Below are 20,384 nucleotides of genomic sequence, written 5' to 3'. Positions count from 1 at the left end.
AAATGATTTATTTTTTTTATGAAACTAACTTTTATATAACAAAAAGAGATAGACATTTATTTATTAAATGGATATCCTTTGCAATTAAAAATGAAGGAAAAAATCTAAAAAATATTAATTATATTTTTTGTACTGATGAATATATATATAATATAAATAAAAAATATTTAAATCATAATAATTATACTGATGTTATAACTTTTAATTATAATAATAATAATAATATATATGGAGATATATTTATTAGTATAGATCGTGTTATTGAAAACGCTTATATATTATCTAATAATTTTAATTATGAATTGAAAATAGTAATGATACACGCTATATTACATTTATCGGGATATAATGATAAATCACAAATTGATAAAAAAATAATGCATAATAAAGAAAACTTTTATATTAAATTATTTCACAAATTATATAAATAATTATATAAAATTATGTTTATAAATTATGATGTAATTGTAGTTGGTGGAGGACATGCAGGGGCTGAAGCGGCAGCAGCTGCTGCTAATATGGGATCCAATACCTTATTAATAACAATGAATATACAATTAATTGGTAATATGTCATGTAATCCAGCTATAGGTGGAATAGCTAAGGGACAAATTGTTAGAGAAATAGATGCTTTAGGAGGTTATTCAGGCATTATAACGGATAAAACGATGATACAATTTAGGATGTTAAATAAATCTAAAGGACCAGCAATGTGGAGTCCTAGAGCACAATCAGATAGATTACGTTATACAGAAGAATGGAGATTAACTTTAGAATCTATTCCTAGATTAGATCTTTTTCAAGATACTGTAACATCTTTATTAATAAAAGGTGATATAGTAATAGGAGTATATACTCTTATGGGAATAAAAATTAAAAGTAAATCTGTTATATTAACTAACGGTACATTTTTAAATGGTCTAATACATATAGGAAATAAAAAAATTAGTGGAGGAAGAATATCAGAACAATCATCTTTTGGTATTACTGAACAATTAAAAAAATTAGGTTTTAATTATGGAAGAATGAAAACAGGTACTTCACCAAGAGTAGATGGAAGATCTTTAAATTATTCCAAAATGTTAAAACAACAAGGAGATAATCCCTCTAAACAATTTTCATATTTAAATACTACAATTTTAACTCATCAACGTAATTGTTATATTACATATACTAACAAAGAAGTCCACGATATTATACGTAATAATTTTGATTCTTCTCCTATTTTTAATGGATCTATTAAAAGCAAAGGACCTAGATATTGTCCTTCTATTGAAGATAAAATTTATCGTTTTCCAGATAAAGATAAACATCAAATATTTATAGAACCAGAAGGTTGGCATACAAAAGAAGTTTATATTAATGGTTTTTCTACTTCTTTACCTCAAGATATTCAATATAAAGCACTTAAAAAAATATCAGGTTTTGAAATGGTTAAAATATTAAAAATAGGTTACGCTATAGAATATGATTATTTTCCTCCTACTCAACTTAATTATAATTTAGAAACAAAAATTATAAAAAATTTATTTTTTGCTGGACAAATTAATGGAACTACAGGATATGAAGAAGCAGCAGCACAAGGTATTATTGCTGGTATAAATGCACATTTAAAAATTAATGAAAAGAATCCATTTATTTTAAAACGTAACGAAGCTTATATTGGTGTATTAATTGATGATTTAATTAATAAGGGTACTCAAGAACCTTATAGAATGTTCACATCAAGAGCAGAACATCGTATGCTTCTTAGACAAGATAATGCTGATGAAAGACTTACTCCTATAAGTTATAAACTTAACTTAGCAAGTATTAACAGGATACAAAAACTTGAAAATAAACTAAAAAAAATAAAATCTTGTTTATTTTTTTTTTCAAAAAAAGATATTCTTCCTGAAGAAATAAACACTATTTTAAAAGAAAAAAAATCATCGTTAATTAACAAATCAAATAAAATTAATGTTTTGTTATTACGGCCAGAAATATCTATTAAAGATATAGTATCAATACCTACAATATATAACTATATAAAAGAGCAAAATTTAAATGAAGAAATATTAGAAGAAGTTTCAATTAAAATAAAATATAAAACATATATAGAAAAAGAAATCAATAATGCAAATAAATTATTACAATTAGAAAATATTCGGATACCTTATAATTTTAATTATTCAATCATAAAATCTTTATCTTATGAAGCTATAGAAAAATTAAATTTATATAAACCATTTTCTCTTGGACAAGCTTCTAGAATTAGTGGAGTTTCACCATCTGATATTAATATATTATTACTTTACATACATAAAAAAAATAAAAAAATAAATAAATAATATTATATTTAAATATTTTTTGTATGGTGGGCGTAGCTCAGTTGGTTAGAGCATCAGATTGTGGTTCTGATAGTCGCCGGTTCGAATCCGGTCGTCCACCCTTTTTTTACAACAATCCTTTTCCTATTTTTATAATTTGTTTTTGTAATATTTTTAATATTTTATCTAAAATACCATTAATAAATATTGGGCTTTTAGTAGTAGAATAAATTTTTATTATTTCTATATATTCATTCATAGTCACTTTAATAGGTATATTAGGAAAGTATAAAAATTCACATATTGCCATATGCATAACAATTAAATCTAATTTAGCTATACGTTTTAAATCCCAATTAGTAAGCACATCAGATATTAATGTATTAAATAATAATTTATTAGATAATGTTTTACGATATAGATTAATAATAAAATTTATATTATTTGAATTTATATTATATAATAATACATATTTTGGATTTACATTTTTTAATGTATTATAAACCATTAAATGTGCATAATTTAAATCATTAATATTATCTTCATAAGAATAAAGTTTATTATTATGCATAATATAACATTCATAATATTTTATTATAAAATTTTTATCTTTTATAAAAGATGATTTAGTAGTATTGATATACTCTTTATACAAAGATGTATTACGGAATTCACTTAATAATAATAATATATCGTATTCACTTATTCTAAATAAGTTATCATTTATGTTATTAAACTTATAAATATTATTATTTATATTATTTATTAATAATTTTAATACATTATTTTTTTTAAAAAAATCACTTATAGATAACTCTTTAATAGCTTTATTTCTAATAGTTAATATTAATTTAATTAAAGAAATATATAAATATCGTAATCTATCAATACTATTAGTTATTTCTACTACATTGTGATCAATATTAGAAATATATTGAGCATATAAAAATTGCATACTTTTTATTCTCAACAAACGTCTAAATAACATTTTTAATATTTAAAAAATTTTATATATTTTTATATATAAAAATATATAAAATTTTTTATATTATTCTTAAACTAAAAGTATAATGGACGAAAAAAGTAAGATAAAACATATGGTTTATTCAAACGTTTTAAAATCTGGTAATCGTACGTATTTTTTTGATGTTAAAGAAACACGTGCTGGAGATTATTATTTAACTATTAATGAAAGCAAAAGATTTTTTTCTGAAAATGGAGAAATAATATTTAAAAAAAATAAAATTTATTTATACAAAGAAGATTTCCAAGAATTTAAAGAAATATTAAATAATGTTATTGAATTCATTTTAGAAAAAAAAGGAAAAGAAGTTATTTCAGAACGTCATAATAAAAATTTTGTTTCACAAAAAGATAAAGATCAAACCAACAAATAATTTATCTTAAATAATTTAATAAGTTTTTACTACGAGATTGATTTTTTAATCTTTTTAATGCATTATTTTGTATTTGTCTAACACGTTCTCTAGTTAAATTAGCAACTATTCCTATTTCTTCTAATGTCATTGGAGTACAACCACATAATCCAAAATATAATTTAATTACAAGACGTTCACGTTCATTAAGTGTATTAAGTGCTCTTTCAATTTCTTGACATAGTGATTCTTTTTCTAAATTTATATCAGGACTGGGCGATTCATCATATTTTATTACATCATATAAATTAGAATCTTCGCCTTCTATTAATGGAGCATCCATAGAAACATGTCGTACAGAATTTTTTAAAGATTCTTCTACATCTTTTTCAAACATATCTAAAAATTCAGCTATTTCTACTATATATGGTGATCTATGTAATTCTTGTTCTAATTTAGCAATAGCTTTATGAACCCTACTATTCAATCCTTGTTTATTAGTAGGTTGACGGACAGGACGAGATTGTTCAGCTATAGCTTGTAAAATACATTGTCTTATCCACCATACTGCATAAGATATAAATTTAAATCCTTTAGTCTCATCAAAACGAAATGCTGCTTTAATAAGACCTACATTTCCTTCATTTATTAAATCACATAGACTTAAACCTTGATTTTGATATTGTTTTGCAACAGATACAACAAAACGTAAATTACTTTCAACAAGTTTTTTTAATGCTATTTTTTCTGCTATTTTCTCTGATTTTGTAGCATTGGTTTGAATTCCTAATCTTATTTTACGTGCATATTTTATTTCTTCTTCAGGAGTTAATAAATTAATTTTTCCAATTTCATGAAGATATTTATCTAATGATTCAGCCTCTCTATTAGTGACTTGTTTAGTTATTTTAAGCTGTCTCATATTATTTATTTTTAGGTATTAATATTTTGCGTGATAATCTAATCTTGCCATTATCTATATCTAATAATTTTACTTTGATTTCATCACCTATTTGCAATACATCTTCTACTTTTTTTAATCTTTTATGTTCTATTTCAGAAATATGAAGTAATCCTTCAATTCCTTTAGATAATTCAAGAAATGCTCCAAATTCTTTAATAGATTTAACTTTTGCTTTATATATTTTTCCAACTTCAGGAATAAATACTATTTTTTTAATTTTATTAACTGCTTCTTCTATTTTAGAATATTCTTTTCCTAAAATTTCAACAATACCTAAATTATCTTTTTCTTCAATTGATATACTAGTATTTGTATCCAATTGTATTTGTTGAATAATTCTACCATTAGGTCCAATAACAGAACCTATAAATTTTTTAGGAATATTAAAAGTATAAATTTTAGGAGCATTAGGCTTTAAATATTTTCTAGGTTCAGGAATAGTATTAAGCATTTTGTTCAAAATATATAAATAACCTTCTTTTGCTTGAAAAAGAGCTGTCTCTAAAATATTATATGATAAACCATTAATTTTAATATCCATTTGACAAGATGTCAGTCCATTATTAGTACCTGTAATTTTTAAATCCATATCACCTATATAATCTTCATCACCTAAAATATCTGATAATATTATATATTTTCCTGTAATATTATCAATTATTAATCCCATAGCAATTCCTGAAACTGGATTTTTTATAGATATCCCTGCATCCATTAAAGCTAATGAACTAGCACAAACAGTAGCCATAGAAGATGATCCATTAGATTCTAAAATATCTGATACTACACGAATAGTATAAGGTATATTAGTAGGAATAACATTTTTTAATGCACGTTTAGCTAAATTACCATGTCCAATTTCACGTCGTGATACTCCTCTAATAGGACGAATTTCCCTAGTAGAAAAAGGAAGAAAATTATAATGTAAGTAAAATTTTTCTTTATCTTCCATAATAGCATTATCTATCCTATTAACATCTAAAGAGGAACCTAAAGTTATGGTAGTTAATGATTGAGTTTCTCCACGAGTAAATAAAGCTGAACCATGAACTCCTGGAAGACAATTTACTTCACACCATATTTTACGAATTTCTTTATAAGTACGACCATCTAAACGAATACCTTCTTTTAATATAATTGTACGAAATAATTCTTTTTTAATTTCTTCATAATATTGATCAATAAGTAATTCTTGTTCTTGTAATTCTGTTTCTGAAATACTATTTTTAAATTCTTTTAAAATATTATAATAATTTTCTGAACGATCCTGTTTATTTAATTTTTTTTTATAAACTTCATAAAGTTTTTTTTTAGAAAAAAATAAAAGTTTTTCTTTAATTGTATTATTATCATTATTATCAGTAATTACTTCTGTATTAGATTTGGGATTTACTTTTTCAAGTAAACGATTTTGAGCATCTATTTGTAATTTTATATCTTTGTGTGCTTCTTTAATAGCATTAATTAAATCAATTTCTGAAATTTCTTTCATTTCCCCTTCAACCATAATAATAGAATCTTTAGAAGCACCAACTACTAAATCTATATTGGCTTTTTTTAATTGTTCTATTCCAGGATTTATAATGAATTTATTTTCTATACGTATAATACGAACTTCTGATATTGGTCCAAAAAATGGTATTCTTGATATTGTTAATGCTGCTGAAGCAGCTAATCCTGCTAAATTATCTGGTAATACATCTTTATCATATGATAACAATGAAATCATAATTTGTATTTCTTTATAAAAATTTTTAGGAAAAAGAGGACGTAATACACGATCTACTAAACGCATTGTTAAAATTTCCTCATCAGAATGTCTACCTTCACGTTTAAAAAATCCTCCTGGAATTTTTCCTCCAGCAGAATATTTTTCTCTATAATCTACTATTAACGGTAAAAAATCTACTTCTTTTTTAGATTCTTGACCTATAACTACAGTAGCTAGTAACATAGTATTACCCATACGTACTATAACTGAACCATTGGCTTGTCTAGCTATTTTTCCAGTTTCTAATATAATAGTCCTACCATCTTTTAATAAAATCTTTTCTTGTATAACTTTCATATTATTTATTTTCTAATTCCTAGTTCATTTATAGTTTCTTTATAAAGATATAAACTTATATTTTCAATATATTTAAGTAATCGTTTTCTCTTACAAACTAATTTAACTAACGCTCTTTCACTATTAAAATCTTTTTTATTCTTTTTAAGATGTTCACTTAAATAAGCTATACGATAAGTTAATACTGCAATTTGTCCTTTTATTGAACCTGTATCTGATTTAGATTTACCATATTTTTCAAATATTTCTTCTTTTTTTTCTTTTGTTAAATTCATTAATTTTTTTTATTTAAAATAAGTATTTTTTATTTAAACTATTTTAACCTTTTTCAGCAAAATATATAGAAACAATACCAAAAGTTAATGGTAACGTATATAAATTTATAAATCCACAATTACTAAGTAATTTTTCCATATAACCACCATTATATGCAAAATATTTTATAGATTTATATAAATATTTATAAGCTAATTTATTATTAGAAATAATATTTCCAATACATTTTATGTAATAAAAATATAATTCATATAAAAATCTTATAATACTATTTTTTGGTCTAGAAAATTCTAAAATAATCAATTTTCCTCCATGTTTTAACACTCTAAACATTTCTTTTAAACTTTGATCAGGATAATATAAATTTCGTATACCAAAAGCTATAGTTATTATGTCAAATGACTCATTATTAAAAACAATATTATTAGAATTACCTTTAAATACTTTAATGCGATTTTGAAATCCTTTATTAAAAATTTTTTTAATGCATATTTTTAACATTTCATCAGAAATATCTATACCTACAATATTAGCAGATGGTAAATATTTTGCTAACATTATTGCCAAATCACCAGTACCTGTAGCTACATCTAATATTTTTTTGTGATAAAATTTTTGTGCTATATTTACAACTTGTTTACGCCATAAAATATCCATTCTAAATGATATAATACGATTAATTATATCATATTTATGTGAAATACAATTAAACATATGTTCTATTTGTTCTTGTTTAGTCGTATTTTGATTTTCATACGGTTTCATTATATTATACATTATTAAAAATTTTTTCAATGAAAAAAAATATACATCCTAAAAATTACAGACTTGTAGTATTTAAAGATACTAGTACTAATAATACTTTTATATGCAGATCTACAATTCAAACAAAATCTACTCTAAAAATTAATAATATAGAATATCCTTTGTATAAACTTGATATTTCTAGTTATTCTCATCCTTTTTTTACTGGAAAAATGAAATATGTAGATACAGCTGGTAGAATTGAAAAATTTATTAAAAAATATAAAAAACATTAACTATTATACTTTAATAATAAAGTATGTAAAGCAACTAATCCAGCTGTTTCTACTCTTAATCTAATATTTCCTAAACTTATGCTATTCCAATTAAAATTCAATGCTTGATTAATTTCTTCACTAGAAAAATCACCTTCTGGACCAATTAAAATTATATATTTTTTTGTATTTTGAATGACTTCGTTAAAAACTTTTCTGTTAAAATTAGTATTACAATGTGCAATAAATTTAGAATTATAATTATTCATAGATGAAATAAATGTATTAAACATACTAACATTATTTATAATAGGAATATATGTTCTAAATGATTGTTTGGCTGCTGAACGAATAATTTTAATTCCTCTAATTATATTAATTTTTTTTCTTTCAGAATTTTTACATATTAAAGGTGTTACTTCATCAACACCTAATTCAGTAGCTTTTTCTAAAAACCATTCAAATCGATCAATAGATTTAATTAAAGATATTCCTATATGTACCCAATATTTTTTTTTATTATATTCTGGATAATGCATTATAGGTTTTGCTTTTACGATTCCATTAATAATTGAATGAATAATTGCTTTCCACAAATCACCATATCCATTTGTAACAAAAATTTCTTTACCTGGATGCATACGTAATACTGTATTTATATGATAGCTATCTTGTTTATTTAATTCTATCATAGAATCATTTTTTTTTTCTAAAAAAAATAATTTCATATTGATTTTAAATCATATCTAGCACAAGGTGTAATATTTAAAGAATCAAATAATTTACGGTCACATTTTAATTGACCTACCATAGCAATCATTGCTGCATTATCTTTAGTATATTCAAATGGAAGAATATATGGTTTCATATTTTGTTTTAAAGCAGTTTGAATAAATTGTTTTCGGAACTCAGTATTAGCTGAAACTCCTCCAGATAATACTATTCTATCAATATTAAAATTTAGTGAAGCTAATTTTATTTTTTCTAATAAAATATCTATAATAGTTTGTTGTAAAGATGCACATATATCATGTATATTATTTTTAATAAAATTAGAATCTTTTTTTAATTTTTTTTCCAAAAAATATAATATATGTGTTTTTAATCCACTAAAACTAAAATTTAGTCCAGAAACTTTCGGTTTTGAAAAACAAAATTTTGTAGGATTCCCTTTTTTTGCATAAAAATTAATTAATTGTCCACCAGGATAACCTAATCCACATATTCTAGCAATTTTATCAAAAGCTTCTCCAGCTGTATCATCAATAGTATTACCCAAAACAGTCATTTCAAAAAAATCATTAACTTTAACAATTTTTGTATGTCCACCACTTACTGTTAAACATAAAAATGGAAATTTAGGTGGATATTTATGAATACCGTTTATAAAATGTGCTAAAATATGTGCTTGTTCATGATGAATTCCTATAATAGGAATTCCTAATGATATAGCAAACGATTTTGCCAAAGATGCTCCAACTAATAAAGATCCCATAAGACCAGGACCCCTAGTAAAAGCTACAGCATTTATTTCATTTTTATTAATATTTGCTAATAATATTGTTTTATTTATTATTGGAATAATATTTATTTGATGTGATCTAGAAGCTAATTCAGGAACTACTCCACCGTATATTTTATGAACATCTTGGGAATATATAATATGAGATAATATTTTATTATTTTTAATTAAAGCCGCAGATGTCTCATCACATGATGATTCAATTCCCAATATAATTTGATGTTTCATATATATTATTATATTATTATATTTATTAAGGAGAGTTGCCGGAGTGGTTAACGGAACAGTTTGCTAAACTGTCAGTAATAATATATACTGCGTGGGTTCGAATCCCACACTCTCCGCTTTCTTCGGGGTGTAGCGTAGTCCGGTTATCGCGCCTGGTTTGGGACCAGGAAATCGTAGGTTCAAATCCTACCACCCCGACATACCAATTTATTTTTGGTTACGTAGCTCAGTAGGATAGAGCAACTGCCTTCTAAGCAGTCGGTCGCAGGTTCGAATCCTGCCGTGACCACATCACATAAATTACAACATACCAAACAGTGGACATTATCGGAGTCGAACCGACGACCTTTACTCTGTCAAAGTAACGCTCTAAACCAACTGAGCTAAATGTCCATATAAAAAAAAATATAAATTTTATATGAAAAAAAACATATAAAATTTATATTTTTTTTAGTTTTTTCTTAAAAACATATAAAATTTATATTTTTTATTTAGCAGCTTCTTCTCTAAAAATTGAGATAAAGCTTTACCAGATTTAGCAGCTTATTATAGAGCTTCTTCTCTAAATTAAAGCTTTACCAGATATAGCAGATTCAGCTTCTTCTCTTTCTAGAGCTTCAGCTTCTTTTTTAGCTTTAGCTTCAGCTTCTTTTTTAGCTTTAGCTTCAGCTTCTTTTTTAGTTTTAGCTTCTTTTTTAGTTTTAGCTTGAAGAATTTTTTCTTTGATTATATTAAGAATTTCTGAAATAGATATACCTGTTATTTTGTCAAAATTTATTTCAACTTCTTTATCTTTGTTTCCTAGAACATTATTAACATTAGTTTCTGAATGCAATATTCCTATATTTAATAATGATATAGTTAATATGAATGATATTATTTTTTTCATAATATATATATTTTATTTATATATATATATAATATATTATTATTTTTAATCAAAAAAAAATTAATATTTATTTAAATAATTTTTTATTTCTTTTTCTTTAAGAATTTTTATTTCTTTTTCTTTAAGAAATTTTCGTTTATCATAATTTTTTTTTCCTTTTGCTAAAAATATTTGCAATTTTGCATAACCTTTTTTATTAAAAAATAATTTAAAAGGAATAATAGTAATTCCTGAATCTTTTAATTTTCGTTTTAATCTTAATAATTCTTTTTTTTGCAAAAGTAGTTTTCTTTCTCTTTTAGGATCATGATTAAGATACGTTCCAAATTTATATTCAGCTATATGCATATTAATTATATATAATTCTTCATTTTTTATTTGACAATAACTTTCAGATATACTTACTTTATATTGTCTAATTGACTTAATTTCAGTTCCTAATAATTGTATTCCAGCAATATATTCTTCATATAAATTATATTTATATGAAATTTTTTTATTAAGTATCATACATTATGTATGTTTAAAATTAATAATATCACCATCTTTAATAAGATAATTTTTTCCTTCTAAATATACTTTACCTACTTCTTTTGCTTTATTATAAGAACCATATTTAATAAAATCATCATAATGTATAATTTCAGCACGAATAAAATATTTTTTAAAATCAGTATGAATTACTGAAGAAGCTTCTAAAGCTGTACAATATTTATCAATAGTCCAAGCACGTATTTCTTTTTTACCAACAGTAAAAAATGTTTTAATATTTAATAAATAATAAATAGAAGTAATTAATTTAGTTATTATAGTTTCTTTTTCATTTGATTTTTCATTTGATTTAGCATTTAATATTAAAATTTGTGTTTTTTCTTCTTCTAATTTTTTAATTAAATCAATATTTATTGATTTATCTGCATTACAAACATATATTATAGGTTTAGCAGTTAATAATTGTATATTATTATTAATTAATAATTGAATTTCATTATTTGATAATGGAATATTTCTAACATTTTTACCTAAATTTAGAATTTTTAATATTCTTCTTAATAATTCTATTATTTGATTTATTTGATTTTTTTTTGTTAAAAATTTTTCTAATGTTTCTATATCTTTTAGTTGTAATTCCAAATCAATTATTTCTTTATCTCGTATAGGATTAACATTACCTTCAATATGAATTATATTTTCATCTTTAAAACAACGTAAAACATGAATAATAGCTTGTGTTTCACGAATATTAGCTAAAAATTGATTTCCTAAACCTTCTCCTTTATGAGCACCTTTAACTAACCCAGCAATATCTAAAATTTCTAATACAGCTGGTACTACTTGTTTAGGATTAATTAATAATTTTAATTGATTTAATCGTTTATCAGGTACTTGAACACTACTTATATTAGGTTTAATTGTACAAAATGGAAAATTATATGAGGGTACTTTAAAATTTGATATACAATTAAAAAGAGTTGATTTGCCTACATTAGGCAATCCAATAATACCACATTTCATCTATATTAATATTATAATTAATAATATATTAATTTTAATTATATGACAGATTCAAAATTACCTTTTATAGGTCATATAAAAATATTAAGAAAACATATTATTCGTAGTTTATGTAGTATAATTTTATCAGGAATAATTTTAATGTTTAATAAAGAAATAATTTTTGATAAAATTATTTTTGGACCAATTAAAAATAATTTTATTACATATCGTTTTTTTAAAAAAATAGGCAATTTTTTTTGTGATAACGTAGATTTTTCACCAAATTTTAAAATACAAAATAGAAAAATTTTAGGTCAATTTAATATATATATATCTGTATGTATAATTGGAGGTTTTATAATATCATTTCCATATATTTGTTATGAATTATGGATGTTTATTAAACCAGGACTAACAATAAAAGAACAAAAATTTTATAGAATAATTACTATTATTTCTTATATATTATTTATTTTAGGTATTTTTTTTGGATATTTTTTATTATCTCCTATGATATTACAATTTGGTGATAATTTTAAAATTAGTAATATACCACAAAATGTATTTGATTTATCTGATTATATATTTACAATAATAATATCTACATTTTATATGGGAATAGTATTTTTATTTCCTATTTGTGCATTTGTGTTAACCAAATTAGGATTAATTACACCTAATTTATTACATAATTATAGAAAACATGCAATTTTATTAATTTTAATTATTGCTTCTGCAATAACTCCAGGAGATATTATCAATACAATTGTTGCTTTAATTCCTATTATATTGTTGTATCAAATAAGTGTCTTTATAGTATCATTAGTTTATAACAAAAAATTATAAAAAAAAATATATGAAATTTTTTTTTAGCTTTATATATAAAATATTTATAATAATATTATCCATATTATGGAGAATATGGTTTATATTTATTAATATAATATTAATTCCATTATTAGGATGTATATCTATACCATTTATTTTTAGTAAAAAATATTATTATATTGCTTATTTGTTTCATAGTTTTTGGGGACAATGCAATCTTTTCTTAATGGGATTTAGATATACTTTAATAAAAAAATATAAAGAATTAATAAAAAAAAATGAATCTTATATTGTTATAAGTAATCATGTTTCTATTCTGGATATAATGTTAATATATTCAATTTTTAAAAAAAATATTGTAATATTTGTAGGTAAATATGAATTAGTAAAAATTCCTATATTTGGATATATATACAAAAAATGCAATATTTTAGTAAAACGTACTAAAAATAGAAAAGTATTTGAAGAAATAAAAAATAAAATAATGGATGGTAAAAGTATTTGCATTTTTCCTGAAGGTTGTATTAACAATAATAAAAATATTTTATTATTGCCATTTAAAAATGGAGCTTTTTCTATTGCTATAAAAACAGGAAAACCTATATTAGCATTTACTATAGCAGATCTTAAACATAAATTTCCTTATAATTTTTTTAAAAATTTTTTTAATAATTTTTTTACTATTGGTAAACCTGGAAATATACGTGTAAAACAACATAAAATTATCATTACAAAAAATTTAAATATTAAATATAAAAATAAATTAAAAAAAAAATGTTTTAATATGATTTATTATCAATTAATAAAATTTAAAAAAAATTATGAATTTAAATCAAAATGAAATACATATATATACAGATGGATCTGCTAAGATAAATCCTGGCCCTGGAGGGTATGGCATAATTATATTATATAATAATTTTGGAACTTTTTATAAAAAAGAATTTTCAGGAGGTTTCAATTATACTACAAATAATAGAATGGAATTAACAGCAGTTATTCTAGCATTAGAAATAGTAAAAAAAACAAATAACAAAAAAATTATTATTTTCACAGATTCAAAATATATAGTTGATGCTATAGAAAAAAAATGGGTTTTTTCTTGGGAAAAAAATAATTTTTTAAAAAAAAAAATTCTGATTTATGGAAACGTTTATTAATTATTTATCGTAAACATACATTTATTTTATTTAAATGGATAAAAGGACATTATTTATTATATAATAAATATTGTGATAAATTAGCTAAACAATTTTCTGTTAAAAACAAATATTTAAAAATTGATTATGGATATATAAATTAATTATATAAACGTTGTCTAATAGCTTCAAAAGTAATAATAGCTGTTGCATTACTTACATTTAGTGAATCAATACTACCATACATGGGTATTTTAACTATTTTATAAGCATTTTTTAACCATATTTTTGATAGTCCAATAGTTTCAGTCCCTATTATTAGAGCTATTGATCTAGATAAATCAGTTTTATATATATTTTTTGCATATGATTTTAAACATGTAGCTATTATTTTTATATTTTTATTTTTAAACCAACGAAATATTTTATTATTAAATGTTTCTTTTATTATATTTATAGTAAATATACTTCCTAAACTTGATCGTATTATATTAGGATTATATAAATCTATTTTTTTATCTAAAATTACTGCATCAACAGAGGCTGCATCAGCTGTACGAAAAATTGCACCTATATTACCTGGTTTTTCAACTTTTTCTATAACTAGAATAAGTGGATTTTGAGATAATTGTATTTGTTCTAAAGAACAAAATTTTTTTTGTTTAAAAATAGCAATAATACCCCCACTATTATCACGATATACAAGTTTAGTAAATATTTTTCTACTAATAAATGTTTTTTTTTTAAAAAAACTTAAAATATTATTATTATTATATAATTCTGTACATATAAAAGCTTCTTCAGGTATATATCCTCCATTAAGAGCCATTTTTATTTCTTTTATACCTTCTATAAGGAAAATTTTTTTTTCATTACGTATTTTAGATTTTTTTTGAATAGCTAATAATGTTTTTATTTTAGAATTAGATATTCTCATAATACCCATTTTTTATTAAAAATTCTGCTATTTGTATAGCATTAGTAGCAGCTCCTTTACGTAAATTATCAGCTACAATCCATAGGTTGATTGAATTGTAATGTGATAAATCTTTTCTAATACGTCCAACAAATACTTCATCTTTACCTTTAACATATAAAGGCATTGGATATAAATTATTTTCGGGACAATCTTGAATAATTACACCTGATGTATTTTTCAATATTTTCAATATTTTATTAAAACTTATTTTTTTAACAAAACTAATATTTACACTTTCAGAATGTCCCCCTAAAACTGGCACACGTACTGCAGTTGCAGTTATAGCAATATTATTTGATAATAATATTTTTTTAGATTCTTGCATAATTTTTATTTCTTCTTTAGTGTATCCAGATTTTTCAAATCTATCACAATGAGGTAAAACATTATTATAAATAGGATGTGGATAAATTTTTTTAACTTGTATTTTTTGTGATTCACCTTTAAGTTGATCTACAGCTTTTTTTCCTGTTCCTGTTACTGATTGATAAGTAGATATAATAACACGTTTTATACCATAATGATTGTGTAATGGAGCCAATACCATAACTAATTGTATAGTAGAACAATTTGGATTAGCAATAATTTTATCATCTTTAGATAAAAGATTAGCATTTATTTCAGGAACAATAAGTTTTTTTGTAGGATCCATCCTCCAAGCTGAAGAATTATCAATTACAGTAGTTCCTAATTTAGCAAATTTAGGTGCCCATAATTTAGAAACAATTTCTCCAGCTGAAAATAAAGCAATATTAGGATTTAGCTTAATAGCTTGTTTTATATCAATAATTTTATATTTTTTTCCTCTAAAATCAATTTCCTTTCCTAATGAATTTTGTGAAGCTACTGGAATTAATTTACTAATAGTAAAATTACGTTCTTCTAATACTTTAAGCATTACACTACCTACCATTCCTGTAACACCTATTATAGCTAATTTCATAATTTTATGTTAAATAATCAATTATATGAAAAAAATATTAATAATAGGATTAGGAAATATAGGAAAACAATATCAAAAAACTCGTCATAATATAGGATTTTTAATAATAGATGAAATTATAAAAAATTACCCATCATTTAGTTTAAAAAATGAAAAATTAGGATATATTGCTAAATCTTGTTACAAACAAAATTATTTTTTTTTATTAAAACCATCTTTGTATATGAATTGTAGTGGTATATCAATAAAATATTGGATTAATAAAGAAAATATACAAATAAATAATATTATTGTTATTACTGATGATATTAATTTATCTTTAGGAATTTTACGTATAAGAAGCAAAGGAAGTAATGGTGGACATAATGGTTTAAAAAATATTGAAGATGAATTAAAAACCTCTAATTATGCACGATTACGTTTTGGTATTGGAAATAATTTCTATAAAGGTGAAAAAAATAATTATGTATTAGGAAAATGGACAAAAGAAGAATTAGATAAAATTAAACACCCAATTAATATAGCAGCAGAAGCTGCATTATCATTTGGAATATTTGGATTACAAAAAACAATGAATTTATTTAATAATAAGACCTCGTATTTCAATGGATAGAATATAGGATTCCGATTCCTATGATGTGGGTTCAAATCCCTCCGGGGTCACTACATTTTTTTTAGATATACTTCTTCAATTCTATTTATAGATACTTTTTTAATTTCTATTGAAAATTCATTTAAAATTAATATTTCTCCTTCCTTAGGAATATTTCCAGAATAAAACATTATCAAACCTCCAATTGTTTTATAATATTCAGATTTTGGAATATTTAATTTATATTTATCATTAATAAAATCAATTTCTAACCTACCAGAAAATATAAATTTATTAAAACCTATTTTTTTATCAATTAATTTAATTTTATCATGTTCATCTTCTATATTTCCAATTATTTCTTCAATAAGATCCTCAATTGTAATAAGTCCTGCTGTCCCTCCATATTCATCTAATACAATTGCTATACTTTTTCTTTTTTTTATTAAAATATTCATTATATCTTGTGCTGATATAGTGATATGTACAAATTCAACTTGTAAAATAATAGATAATATATCTTTAGGTTTTTTAAATAATTCAAAAAAATGAATATATCCTATTATATTATCTACATTTTCTTTGTATATAACCACTTTTGATATACCTGTATCTATAAATTTTCTATTAATTTCTTCTAGAGAACTATCTAGTTCTGCAGTAATCATTTCTTTTCTAGGAATCATACATTCTCTCGCTTTTTTTTTTGAAAAAAATAAAGCTCTATGAACAAATTTTACCTCAGATTCAATTTCTTCTTGTTTTACATTTTCAATATTTTCTAATATTAAAAAATTTAAATCTTCTTTATTAAATATTCTTATTTCATTTTTTTCTTCATAACCTAATATTTTTAAAATATTATTAGATATCCACATAATAAAATTTATTATAGGATAAAATATTTTATAAAAAAAATAAGTAGGTATTATTAATTTTTTTAATAATTCATAAGAATAAATATTAAATATTAGTTTAGGAAGAAACTCTGCTGTAATTAAAATAATTATTGTCGATAAAAAAGTTTGCAAAAATAAAACAACTAAATAATATTCATTATATAATTTTGTAGATATAAATAACAAAATAAGTTTGCCCATATATATCCCATATATAACTAAAGAAATATTATTACCTACAAGCATAGTAGCAATAAATCTTTTAGGTTCTTGTATTATTTTTTTTAATAATTTATATCTAATATTATTTTTATTTTTTTCAATTTCAATTTTTAAATGATTAAAAGAAATATAAGCCATTTCAATACCAGCAAAAAAAGCTGAAATCAATATTGTAAAAATTATAATAAATACATAATAAAATATCATTTACAATAAATATTATACGTTAGTTAAAATTAGTATTATTTATACAATTTTATTATAATTAATATTTATATTTTTAAATATTTGGTATCTTAGCTCAGTTGGTAGAGCAATGGACTGAAAATCCATGTGTCCCCGGTTCGATTCCGGGAGATACCACACCAATAATTCAAAATTATAATTTATTACGTTTCATAATTTGTTCATTTTTCCAACATTCTATTTTTTTTAAATCTCCTGATAATAAAACTTCAGGGACTTTCCATCCTTTATATATTGATGGACGAGTATAAATAGGAGGTTCCAAAGAGTCAGATTCATTTTGAAATGAATCTGTTAAAGCAGAATATTTATTACCTAATACACCTGGTATTAGTCGGATAATTGCATCAATTATAACAGCTGCAGCTAATTCACCACCTGATAAAACATATTTTCCTATAGAAATTTCTCTAGTTATTAAATTATCTCTTACTCTTTGATCAACTCCTTTATAATGACCACAAAGTATAATTAAATTTTTTTTTAAAGAAAGTAGATTAGCATCTGATTGTATAAATTGCTTACCATCAGGAGCCATAAATATTACTTCATCATAATTTATTTTTGACTTTAGTTTTTCTATACACTTATATATAGGTTCTATCCGCATAACCATTCCTACTTTTTTTCCATAAGGATAGTCATCAATCTGTTTATATTTGCCAATACCATATTCATGAATATCATGAATATATATTTGTACTAATCCTTTATCTATAGCTCTTTTAATAATAGAATTAGATAACGGACCGTCAAATAATTTAGGAATTACTGAAATAATATCTATCCGCATAAGTTATATTTTAAAATAAGAGATTCTATGCGTTTAATACTTTCTATTTTACCAATAATTTCCATTATTAAATAAATATCAATACCTTGCAATTTTCCAACTAAAGCTAAACGTATAAATTGAATTATATTTTTAGTAATCAAATTATTATTGCTAATATATTCCATAATAATTGTTTTTATATAATCTTTGTAAAATTTTTCTATTGTTTGTATTAAACATTTTATTTTATTTAAATGATAAATGTTATTAATATTTACTTTTATATCATAATCTTTAGGGGGTTGAAAAAAATAAAATGATTGGTTCCAAATTTCATTAATAAATGAAACTCTTTCTATTATACAACTTATTACTTTTTTAATATAATTATCACTTACATATATTTTACGTTTATTTAATTCTTTACTAAATAAAAATGAAATTTCTTCTACAGATTTTAATTGTAAATATTGTTTATTAAACCATATAGCTTTATCTATATTAAAACGTGCACTAGATTTATTTATTTTTTCTATTGAAAACTTGTTAATCAATTCTTTTAATGAAAAAAGTTCTTGTTTATCACCTGGATTCCATCCTAATAAAGCAAGCATATTTATAAAAGCTTCTGGAAAATAACCTATTTCATTATATCCTTTGTTATCTTTCCATTTTAATGGAAAAATTGGAAAATTTGATTTTTCTAAATCACGTTTGCTAAGTTTGCCTTTTCCTTTAGCATTTAATATTAAAGGTAAATGAGCAAACTTAGGAAGTTCCCAGTCAAAAGCACGATATAACAGTACATGTAAAGGTAATGAAGATAACCATTCTTCTCCCCTAATAACATTAGATATCTTCATAAGATGATCATCTATAACATTAGCTAAATGATATGTTGCTATACCATTTGATTTTACTAAAATTTTATCATCAATATTATCAGTTTCAAAAGAAATATTTCCATGTATATCATCATATATTTTTATACTTTCTGAATAGGGAACTTTAAATCTAATTACATAAGGTAATCCCCTATTAAAATTGTTAATAACTTCTTTTGAAGTCAAACATAACGAATTATTCATTTTATTTCTTATGCTAGCATTATAAGAAAATCCTTGTTTATTTTTTCTAATCTTTTCAAGATCTTCATATGTATCAAAAGCATAATAAGCATAACCTTTTTCTATTAAGTATTTAACATATTTATTATATATTTTTATCCGTTCAGATTGACGATAAGGTCCATAATTACCACCATAATTAAAACCTTCATTGGGTTCTATTCCTGCCCATTTTAAAGTTTTTAAAATATATTTTTCAGCACCAGGTATAATACGATTTTGATCTGTATCTTCAATACGTAAAATAAAATTACCATTATACTTTTTGGCAAATAGATAATTATATAAAGCTGTTCGAACACTTCCTAAATGCAAAGGTCCTGTTGGACTAGGAGCAAACCGAACTCTTACATTTTTCATATTTTATTTATATGAATTTATGTACCCGAGGCGGGAATTGAACCCGCATGGCCAAATAATGGCCACAGGATTTTAAGTCCTGCATGTCTACCTATTCCATCACTCGGGCTAACAGATTTAATTATA

The 20,384-nt window shown here is 22.7% G+C and carries 22 protein-coding genes, 8 tRNA genes and 1 pseudogene; 14 read left to right on the top strand and 17 right to left on the bottom strand.

The annotated features are described in order from the left end of the window. The first annotated feature begins 2 nt into the window (after positions 1–2). From ybeY to NHG04_01375, 3 genes are all read left to right on the top strand, one after another. Positions 3–431 carry an rRNA maturation RNase YbeY gene (gene ybeY / locus NHG04_01385; GenBank protein ID WGH27297.1) on the top strand — a complete coding sequence of 143 codons (429 nt, stop codon included), beginning with the start codon at positions 3–5 and terminating at the stop codon, positions 429–431. A gap of 12 nt (positions 432–443) precedes the next feature. Next, positions 444–2,330: a tRNA uridine-5-carboxymethylaminomethyl(34) synthesis enzyme MnmG gene (gene mnmG, locus NHG04_01380; GenBank protein WGH27296.1), complete on the top strand. Its 1,887-nt coding sequence runs from the start codon at positions 444–446 to the stop codon at positions 2,328–2,330. A gap of 26 nt (positions 2,331–2,356) precedes the next feature. Continuing rightward, positions 2,357–2,430: transfer RNA gene (locus tag NHG04_01375), tRNA-His, on the top strand. 6 nt (positions 2,431–2,436) lie between these two features. On the opposite strand, the gene nusB is transcribed toward NHG04_01375, so the two are convergent. Continuing rightward, positions 2,437–3,264, bottom strand: a complete 828-nt coding sequence (gene nusB, locus NHG04_01370; GenBank protein ID WGH27295.1) for a transcription antitermination factor NusB — start codon at positions 3,262–3,264, stop codon at positions 2,437–2,439. A 115-nt stretch (positions 3,265–3,379) separates the two neighbouring features. Here nusB and NHG04_01365 point away from each other — a divergent pair, with 115 nt between their 5' ends. Further along, positions 3,380–3,706, top strand: coding sequence for a PUR family DNA/RNA-binding protein (locus NHG04_01365; GenBank protein ID WGH27294.1), 327 nt, complete (start codon positions 3,380–3,382; stop codon positions 3,704–3,706). Position 3,707: 1 nt separating this feature from the next. Here NHG04_01365 and NHG04_01360 read toward each other — a convergent pair whose 3' ends face one another. The 4 genes from NHG04_01360 to ubiE are packed head-to-tail and all read right to left on the bottom strand — an operon-like array spanning position 3,708 to position 7,758. Further along, a complete protein-coding gene (locus NHG04_01360; GenBank protein ID WGH27293.1) occupies positions 3,708–4,607 on the bottom strand; it encodes an RNA polymerase sigma factor RpoD/SigA in 900 nt (299 codons plus the stop codon). Position 4,608: 1 nt separating this feature from the next. Further along, the gene (locus NHG04_01355) at positions 4,609–6,717 is read right to left on the bottom strand and encodes a polyribonucleotide nucleotidyltransferase (GenBank protein WGH27292.1); all 2,109 of its coding nucleotides are present in this window, start codon (positions 6,715–6,717) and stop codon (positions 4,609–4,611) included. A gap of 5 nt (positions 6,718–6,722) precedes the next feature. Further along, positions 6,723–6,992 (bottom strand): 30S ribosomal protein S15, encoded by a 270-nt coding sequence (gene rpsO, locus NHG04_01350; GenBank protein WGH27291.1) that lies wholly within the window; start codon positions 6,990–6,992, stop codon positions 6,723–6,725. 43 nt (positions 6,993–7,035) lie between these two features. Then, the gene (gene ubiE / locus NHG04_01345; protein WGH27290.1) at positions 7,036–7,758 is read right to left on the bottom strand and encodes a bifunctional demethylmenaquinone methyltransferase/2-methoxy-6-polyprenyl-1,4-benzoquinol methylase UbiE; all 723 of its coding nucleotides are present in this window, start codon (positions 7,756–7,758) and stop codon (positions 7,036–7,038) included. A gap of 29 nt (positions 7,759–7,787) precedes the next feature. Here ubiE and NHG04_01340 point away from each other — a divergent pair, with 29 nt between their 5' ends. Further along, positions 7,788–8,033 (top strand): type B 50S ribosomal protein L31, encoded by a 246-nt coding sequence (locus NHG04_01340; protein WGH27289.1) that lies wholly within the window; start codon positions 7,788–7,790, stop codon positions 8,031–8,033. On the opposite strand, the gene NHG04_01335 is transcribed toward NHG04_01340, so the two are convergent. After that, positions 8,030–8,740 (bottom strand): 16S rRNA (uracil(1498)-N(3))-methyltransferase, encoded by a 711-nt coding sequence (locus NHG04_01335; protein WGH27288.1) that lies wholly within the window; start codon positions 8,738–8,740, stop codon positions 8,030–8,032. The genes NHG04_01340 and NHG04_01335 overlap by 4 nt on opposite strands. Beyond that, entirely contained in the window at positions 8,737–9,762 is a 1,026-nt protein-coding gene (tsaD, locus tag NHG04_01330; protein ID WGH27287.1) for a tRNA (adenosine(37)-N6)-threonylcarbamoyltransferase complex transferase subunit TsaD, read from the bottom strand. The genes NHG04_01335 and tsaD overlap by 4 nt, the downstream gene beginning before the upstream one ends. Positions 9,763–9,791: 29 nt before the next feature. Here tsaD and NHG04_01325 point away from each other — a divergent pair. The 3 genes from NHG04_01325 (at position 9,792) to NHG04_01315 (ending at position 10,051) form a co-directional block, all read left to right on the top strand. Beyond that, positions 9,792–9,878 (top strand) — tRNA-Ser (locus NHG04_01325). 7 nt (positions 9,879–9,885) lie between these two features. Next, positions 9,886–9,960, top strand: a tRNA-Pro gene (locus tag NHG04_01320). Between the two features lie 17 nt (positions 9,961–9,977). Beyond that, positions 9,978–10,051 (top strand) — tRNA-Arg (locus tag NHG04_01315). A gap of 29 nt (positions 10,052–10,080) precedes the next feature. Here the strand turns inward: NHG04_01315 and NHG04_01310 are convergent. From NHG04_01310 to NHG04_01295, 4 genes are all read right to left on the bottom strand, one after another. Beyond that, positions 10,081–10,155: transfer RNA gene (locus NHG04_01310), tRNA-Val, on the bottom strand. 169 nt (positions 10,156–10,324) lie between these two features. Beyond that, entirely contained in the window at positions 10,325–10,651 is a 327-nt protein-coding gene (locus NHG04_01305) for a hypothetical protein (protein ID WGH27286.1), read from the bottom strand. 60 nt (positions 10,652–10,711) lie between these two features. Beyond that, the gene (gene smpB, locus NHG04_01300; GenBank protein WGH27285.1) at positions 10,712–11,161 is read right to left on the bottom strand and encodes an SsrA-binding protein SmpB; all 450 of its coding nucleotides are present in this window, start codon (positions 11,159–11,161) and stop codon (positions 10,712–10,714) included. A 3-nt stretch (positions 11,162–11,164) separates the two neighbouring features. Beyond that, a complete protein-coding gene (locus tag NHG04_01295) occupies positions 11,165–12,166 on the bottom strand; it encodes a YchF family ATPase (protein WGH27284.1) in 1,002 nt (333 codons plus the stop codon). Between the two features lie 42 nt (positions 12,167–12,208). Between NHG04_01295 and NHG04_01290 the strand changes: the two genes are divergently transcribed. From NHG04_01290 to NHG04_01280, 3 genes and pseudogenes are all read left to right on the top strand, one after another. Then, the gene (locus NHG04_01290; protein WGH27283.1) at positions 12,209–12,994 is read left to right on the top strand and encodes a twin-arginine translocase subunit TatC; all 786 of its coding nucleotides are present in this window, start codon (positions 12,209–12,211) and stop codon (positions 12,992–12,994) included. A gap of 10 nt (positions 12,995–13,004) precedes the next feature. Then, on the top strand, positions 13,005–13,817 hold the full coding sequence (locus NHG04_01285; protein WGH27282.1) for a 1-acyl-sn-glycerol-3-phosphate acyltransferase: 813 nt from the start codon (positions 13,005–13,007) through the stop codon (positions 13,815–13,817). Then, positions 13,798–14,279 (top strand): annotated as a pseudogene (locus NHG04_01280) (ribonuclease HI). The gene NHG04_01285 and the pseudogene NHG04_01280 overlap by 20 nt, the downstream one beginning before the upstream one ends. On the opposite strand, the gene NHG04_01275 reads toward NHG04_01280, so the two are convergent. Both NHG04_01275 and asd read right to left on the bottom strand, forming a co-directional pair. Continuing rightward, complete coding sequence (locus tag NHG04_01275) at positions 14,276–15,061, bottom strand: RNA methyltransferase (protein ID WGH27281.1); 786 nt, start codon at positions 15,059–15,061, stop codon at positions 14,276–14,278. The pseudogene NHG04_01280 and the gene NHG04_01275 overlap by 4 nt on opposite strands. Then, the gene (gene asd / locus NHG04_01270) at positions 15,039–16,037 is read right to left on the bottom strand and encodes an aspartate-semialdehyde dehydrogenase (protein WGH27280.1); all 999 of its coding nucleotides are present in this window, start codon (positions 16,035–16,037) and stop codon (positions 15,039–15,041) included. The genes NHG04_01275 and asd overlap by 23 nt, the downstream gene beginning before the upstream one ends. A 25-nt stretch (positions 16,038–16,062) precedes the next feature. Between asd and pth the strand changes: the two genes are divergently transcribed. Then, positions 16,063–16,650, top strand: a complete 588-nt coding sequence (gene pth / locus NHG04_01265) for an aminoacyl-tRNA hydrolase (GenBank protein WGH27279.1) — start codon at positions 16,063–16,065, stop codon at positions 16,648–16,650. After that, a tRNA-Arg gene (locus tag NHG04_01260) sits at positions 16,629–16,700 on the top strand. The genes pth and NHG04_01260 overlap by 22 nt, the downstream gene beginning before the upstream one ends. Here NHG04_01260 and NHG04_01255 read toward each other — a convergent pair. Next, the gene (locus tag NHG04_01255; protein WGH27546.1) at positions 16,701–17,954 is read right to left on the bottom strand and encodes a hemolysin family protein; all 1,254 of its coding nucleotides are present in this window, start codon (positions 17,952–17,954) and stop codon (positions 16,701–16,703) included. An 86-nt stretch (positions 17,955–18,040) separates the two neighbouring features. On the opposite strand from NHG04_01255, the gene NHG04_01250 reads away from it, so the two are divergent. Continuing rightward, positions 18,041–18,113, top strand: a tRNA-Phe gene (locus NHG04_01250). Between the two features lie 16 nt (positions 18,114–18,129). On the opposite strand, the gene trmD is transcribed toward NHG04_01250, so the two are convergent. From trmD to NHG04_01235, 3 genes are all read right to left on the bottom strand, one after another. After that, positions 18,130–18,789, bottom strand: coding sequence for a tRNA (guanosine(37)-N1)-methyltransferase TrmD (gene trmD / locus NHG04_01245; GenBank protein ID WGH27278.1), 660 nt, complete (start codon positions 18,787–18,789; stop codon positions 18,130–18,132). Next, complete coding sequence (gltX, locus tag NHG04_01240; GenBank protein WGH27277.1) at positions 18,780–20,258, bottom strand: glutamate--tRNA ligase; 1,479 nt, start codon at positions 20,256–20,258, stop codon at positions 18,780–18,782. Before gltX ends, trmD begins: the two co-directional genes overlap by 10 nt. Positions 20,259–20,280: 22 nt before the next feature. Next, positions 20,281–20,367, bottom strand: a tRNA-Leu gene (locus NHG04_01235). Between the last annotated feature and the right edge of the window lie 17 nt (positions 20,368–20,384).

Origin of the sequence: Candidatus Bostrichicola ureolyticus, assembly GCA_029851125.1 — a bacterium.
GTDB lineage: Bacteria > Bacteroidota > Bacteroidia > Flavobacteriales > Blattabacteriaceae > Bostrichidicola > Bostrichidicola ureolyticus.
The sequence above is the reverse complement of the archived record's forward strand: the minus strand, read 5'-3'. Positions and strand labels throughout refer to the sequence as shown.

Coding starts and splice junctions, on each gene's coding strand:
- rpsO (WGH27291.1), bottom strand. CDS start 6,992: ATGAATTTAACAAAAGAAAAAAAAGAAGAAATATTTGAAAAATATGGT.
- trmD (WGH27278.1), bottom strand. CDS start 18,789: ATGCGGATAGATATTATTTCAGTAATTCCTAAATTATTTGACGGTCCG.
- tsaD (WGH27287.1), bottom strand. CDS start 9,762: ATGAAACATCAAATTATATTGGGAATTGAATCATCATGTGATGAGACA.
- NHG04_01360 (WGH27293.1), bottom strand. CDS start 4,607: ATGAGACAGCTTAAAATAACTAAACAAGTCACTAATAGAGAGGCTGAA.
- ybeY (WGH27297.1), top strand. CDS start 3: ATGATTTATTTTTTTTATGAAACTAACTTTTATATAACAAAAAGAGAT.
- smpB (WGH27285.1), bottom strand. CDS start 11,161: ATGATACTTAATAAAAAAATTTCATATAAATATAATTTATATGAAGAA.
- NHG04_01295 (WGH27284.1), bottom strand. CDS start 12,166: ATGAAATGTGGTATTATTGGATTGCCTAATGTAGGCAAATCAACTCTT.
- mnmG (WGH27296.1), top strand. CDS start 444: ATGTTTATAAATTATGATGTAATTGTAGTTGGTGGAGGACATGCAGGG.
- NHG04_01305 (WGH27286.1), bottom strand. CDS start 10,651: ATGAAAAAAATAATATCATTCATATTAACTATATCATTATTAAATATA.
- NHG04_01275 (WGH27281.1), bottom strand. CDS start 15,061: ATGGGTATTATGAGAATATCTAATTCTAAAATAAAAACATTATTAGCT.
- pth (WGH27279.1), top strand. CDS start 16,063: ATGAAAAAAATATTAATAATAGGATTAGGAAATATAGGAAAACAATAT.
- ubiE (WGH27290.1), bottom strand. CDS start 7,758: ATGAAACCGTATGAAAATCAAAATACGACTAAACAAGAACAAATAGAA.
- NHG04_01355 (WGH27292.1), bottom strand. CDS start 6,717: ATGAAAGTTATACAAGAAAAGATTTTATTAAAAGATGGTAGGACTATT.
- NHG04_01290 (WGH27283.1), top strand. CDS start 12,209: ATGACAGATTCAAAATTACCTTTTATAGGTCATATAAAAATATTAAGA.
- NHG04_01340 (WGH27289.1), top strand. CDS start 7,788: ATGAAAAAAAATATACATCCTAAAAATTACAGACTTGTAGTATTTAAA.
- NHG04_01365 (WGH27294.1), top strand. CDS start 3,380: ATGGACGAAAAAAGTAAGATAAAACATATGGTTTATTCAAACGTTTTA.
- NHG04_01285 (WGH27282.1), top strand. CDS start 13,005: ATGAAATTTTTTTTTAGCTTTATATATAAAATATTTATAATAATATTA.
- asd (WGH27280.1), bottom strand. CDS start 16,037: ATGAAATTAGCTATAATAGGTGTTACAGGAATGGTAGGTAGTGTAATG.
- gltX (WGH27277.1), bottom strand. CDS start 20,258: ATGAAAAATGTAAGAGTTCGGTTTGCTCCTAGTCCAACAGGACCTTTG.
- NHG04_01335 (WGH27288.1), bottom strand. CDS start 8,740: ATGAAATTATTTTTTTTAGAAAAAAAAAATGATTCTATGATAGAATTA.
- nusB (WGH27295.1), bottom strand. CDS start 3,264: ATGCAATTTTTATATGCTCAATATATTTCTAATATTGATCACAATGTA.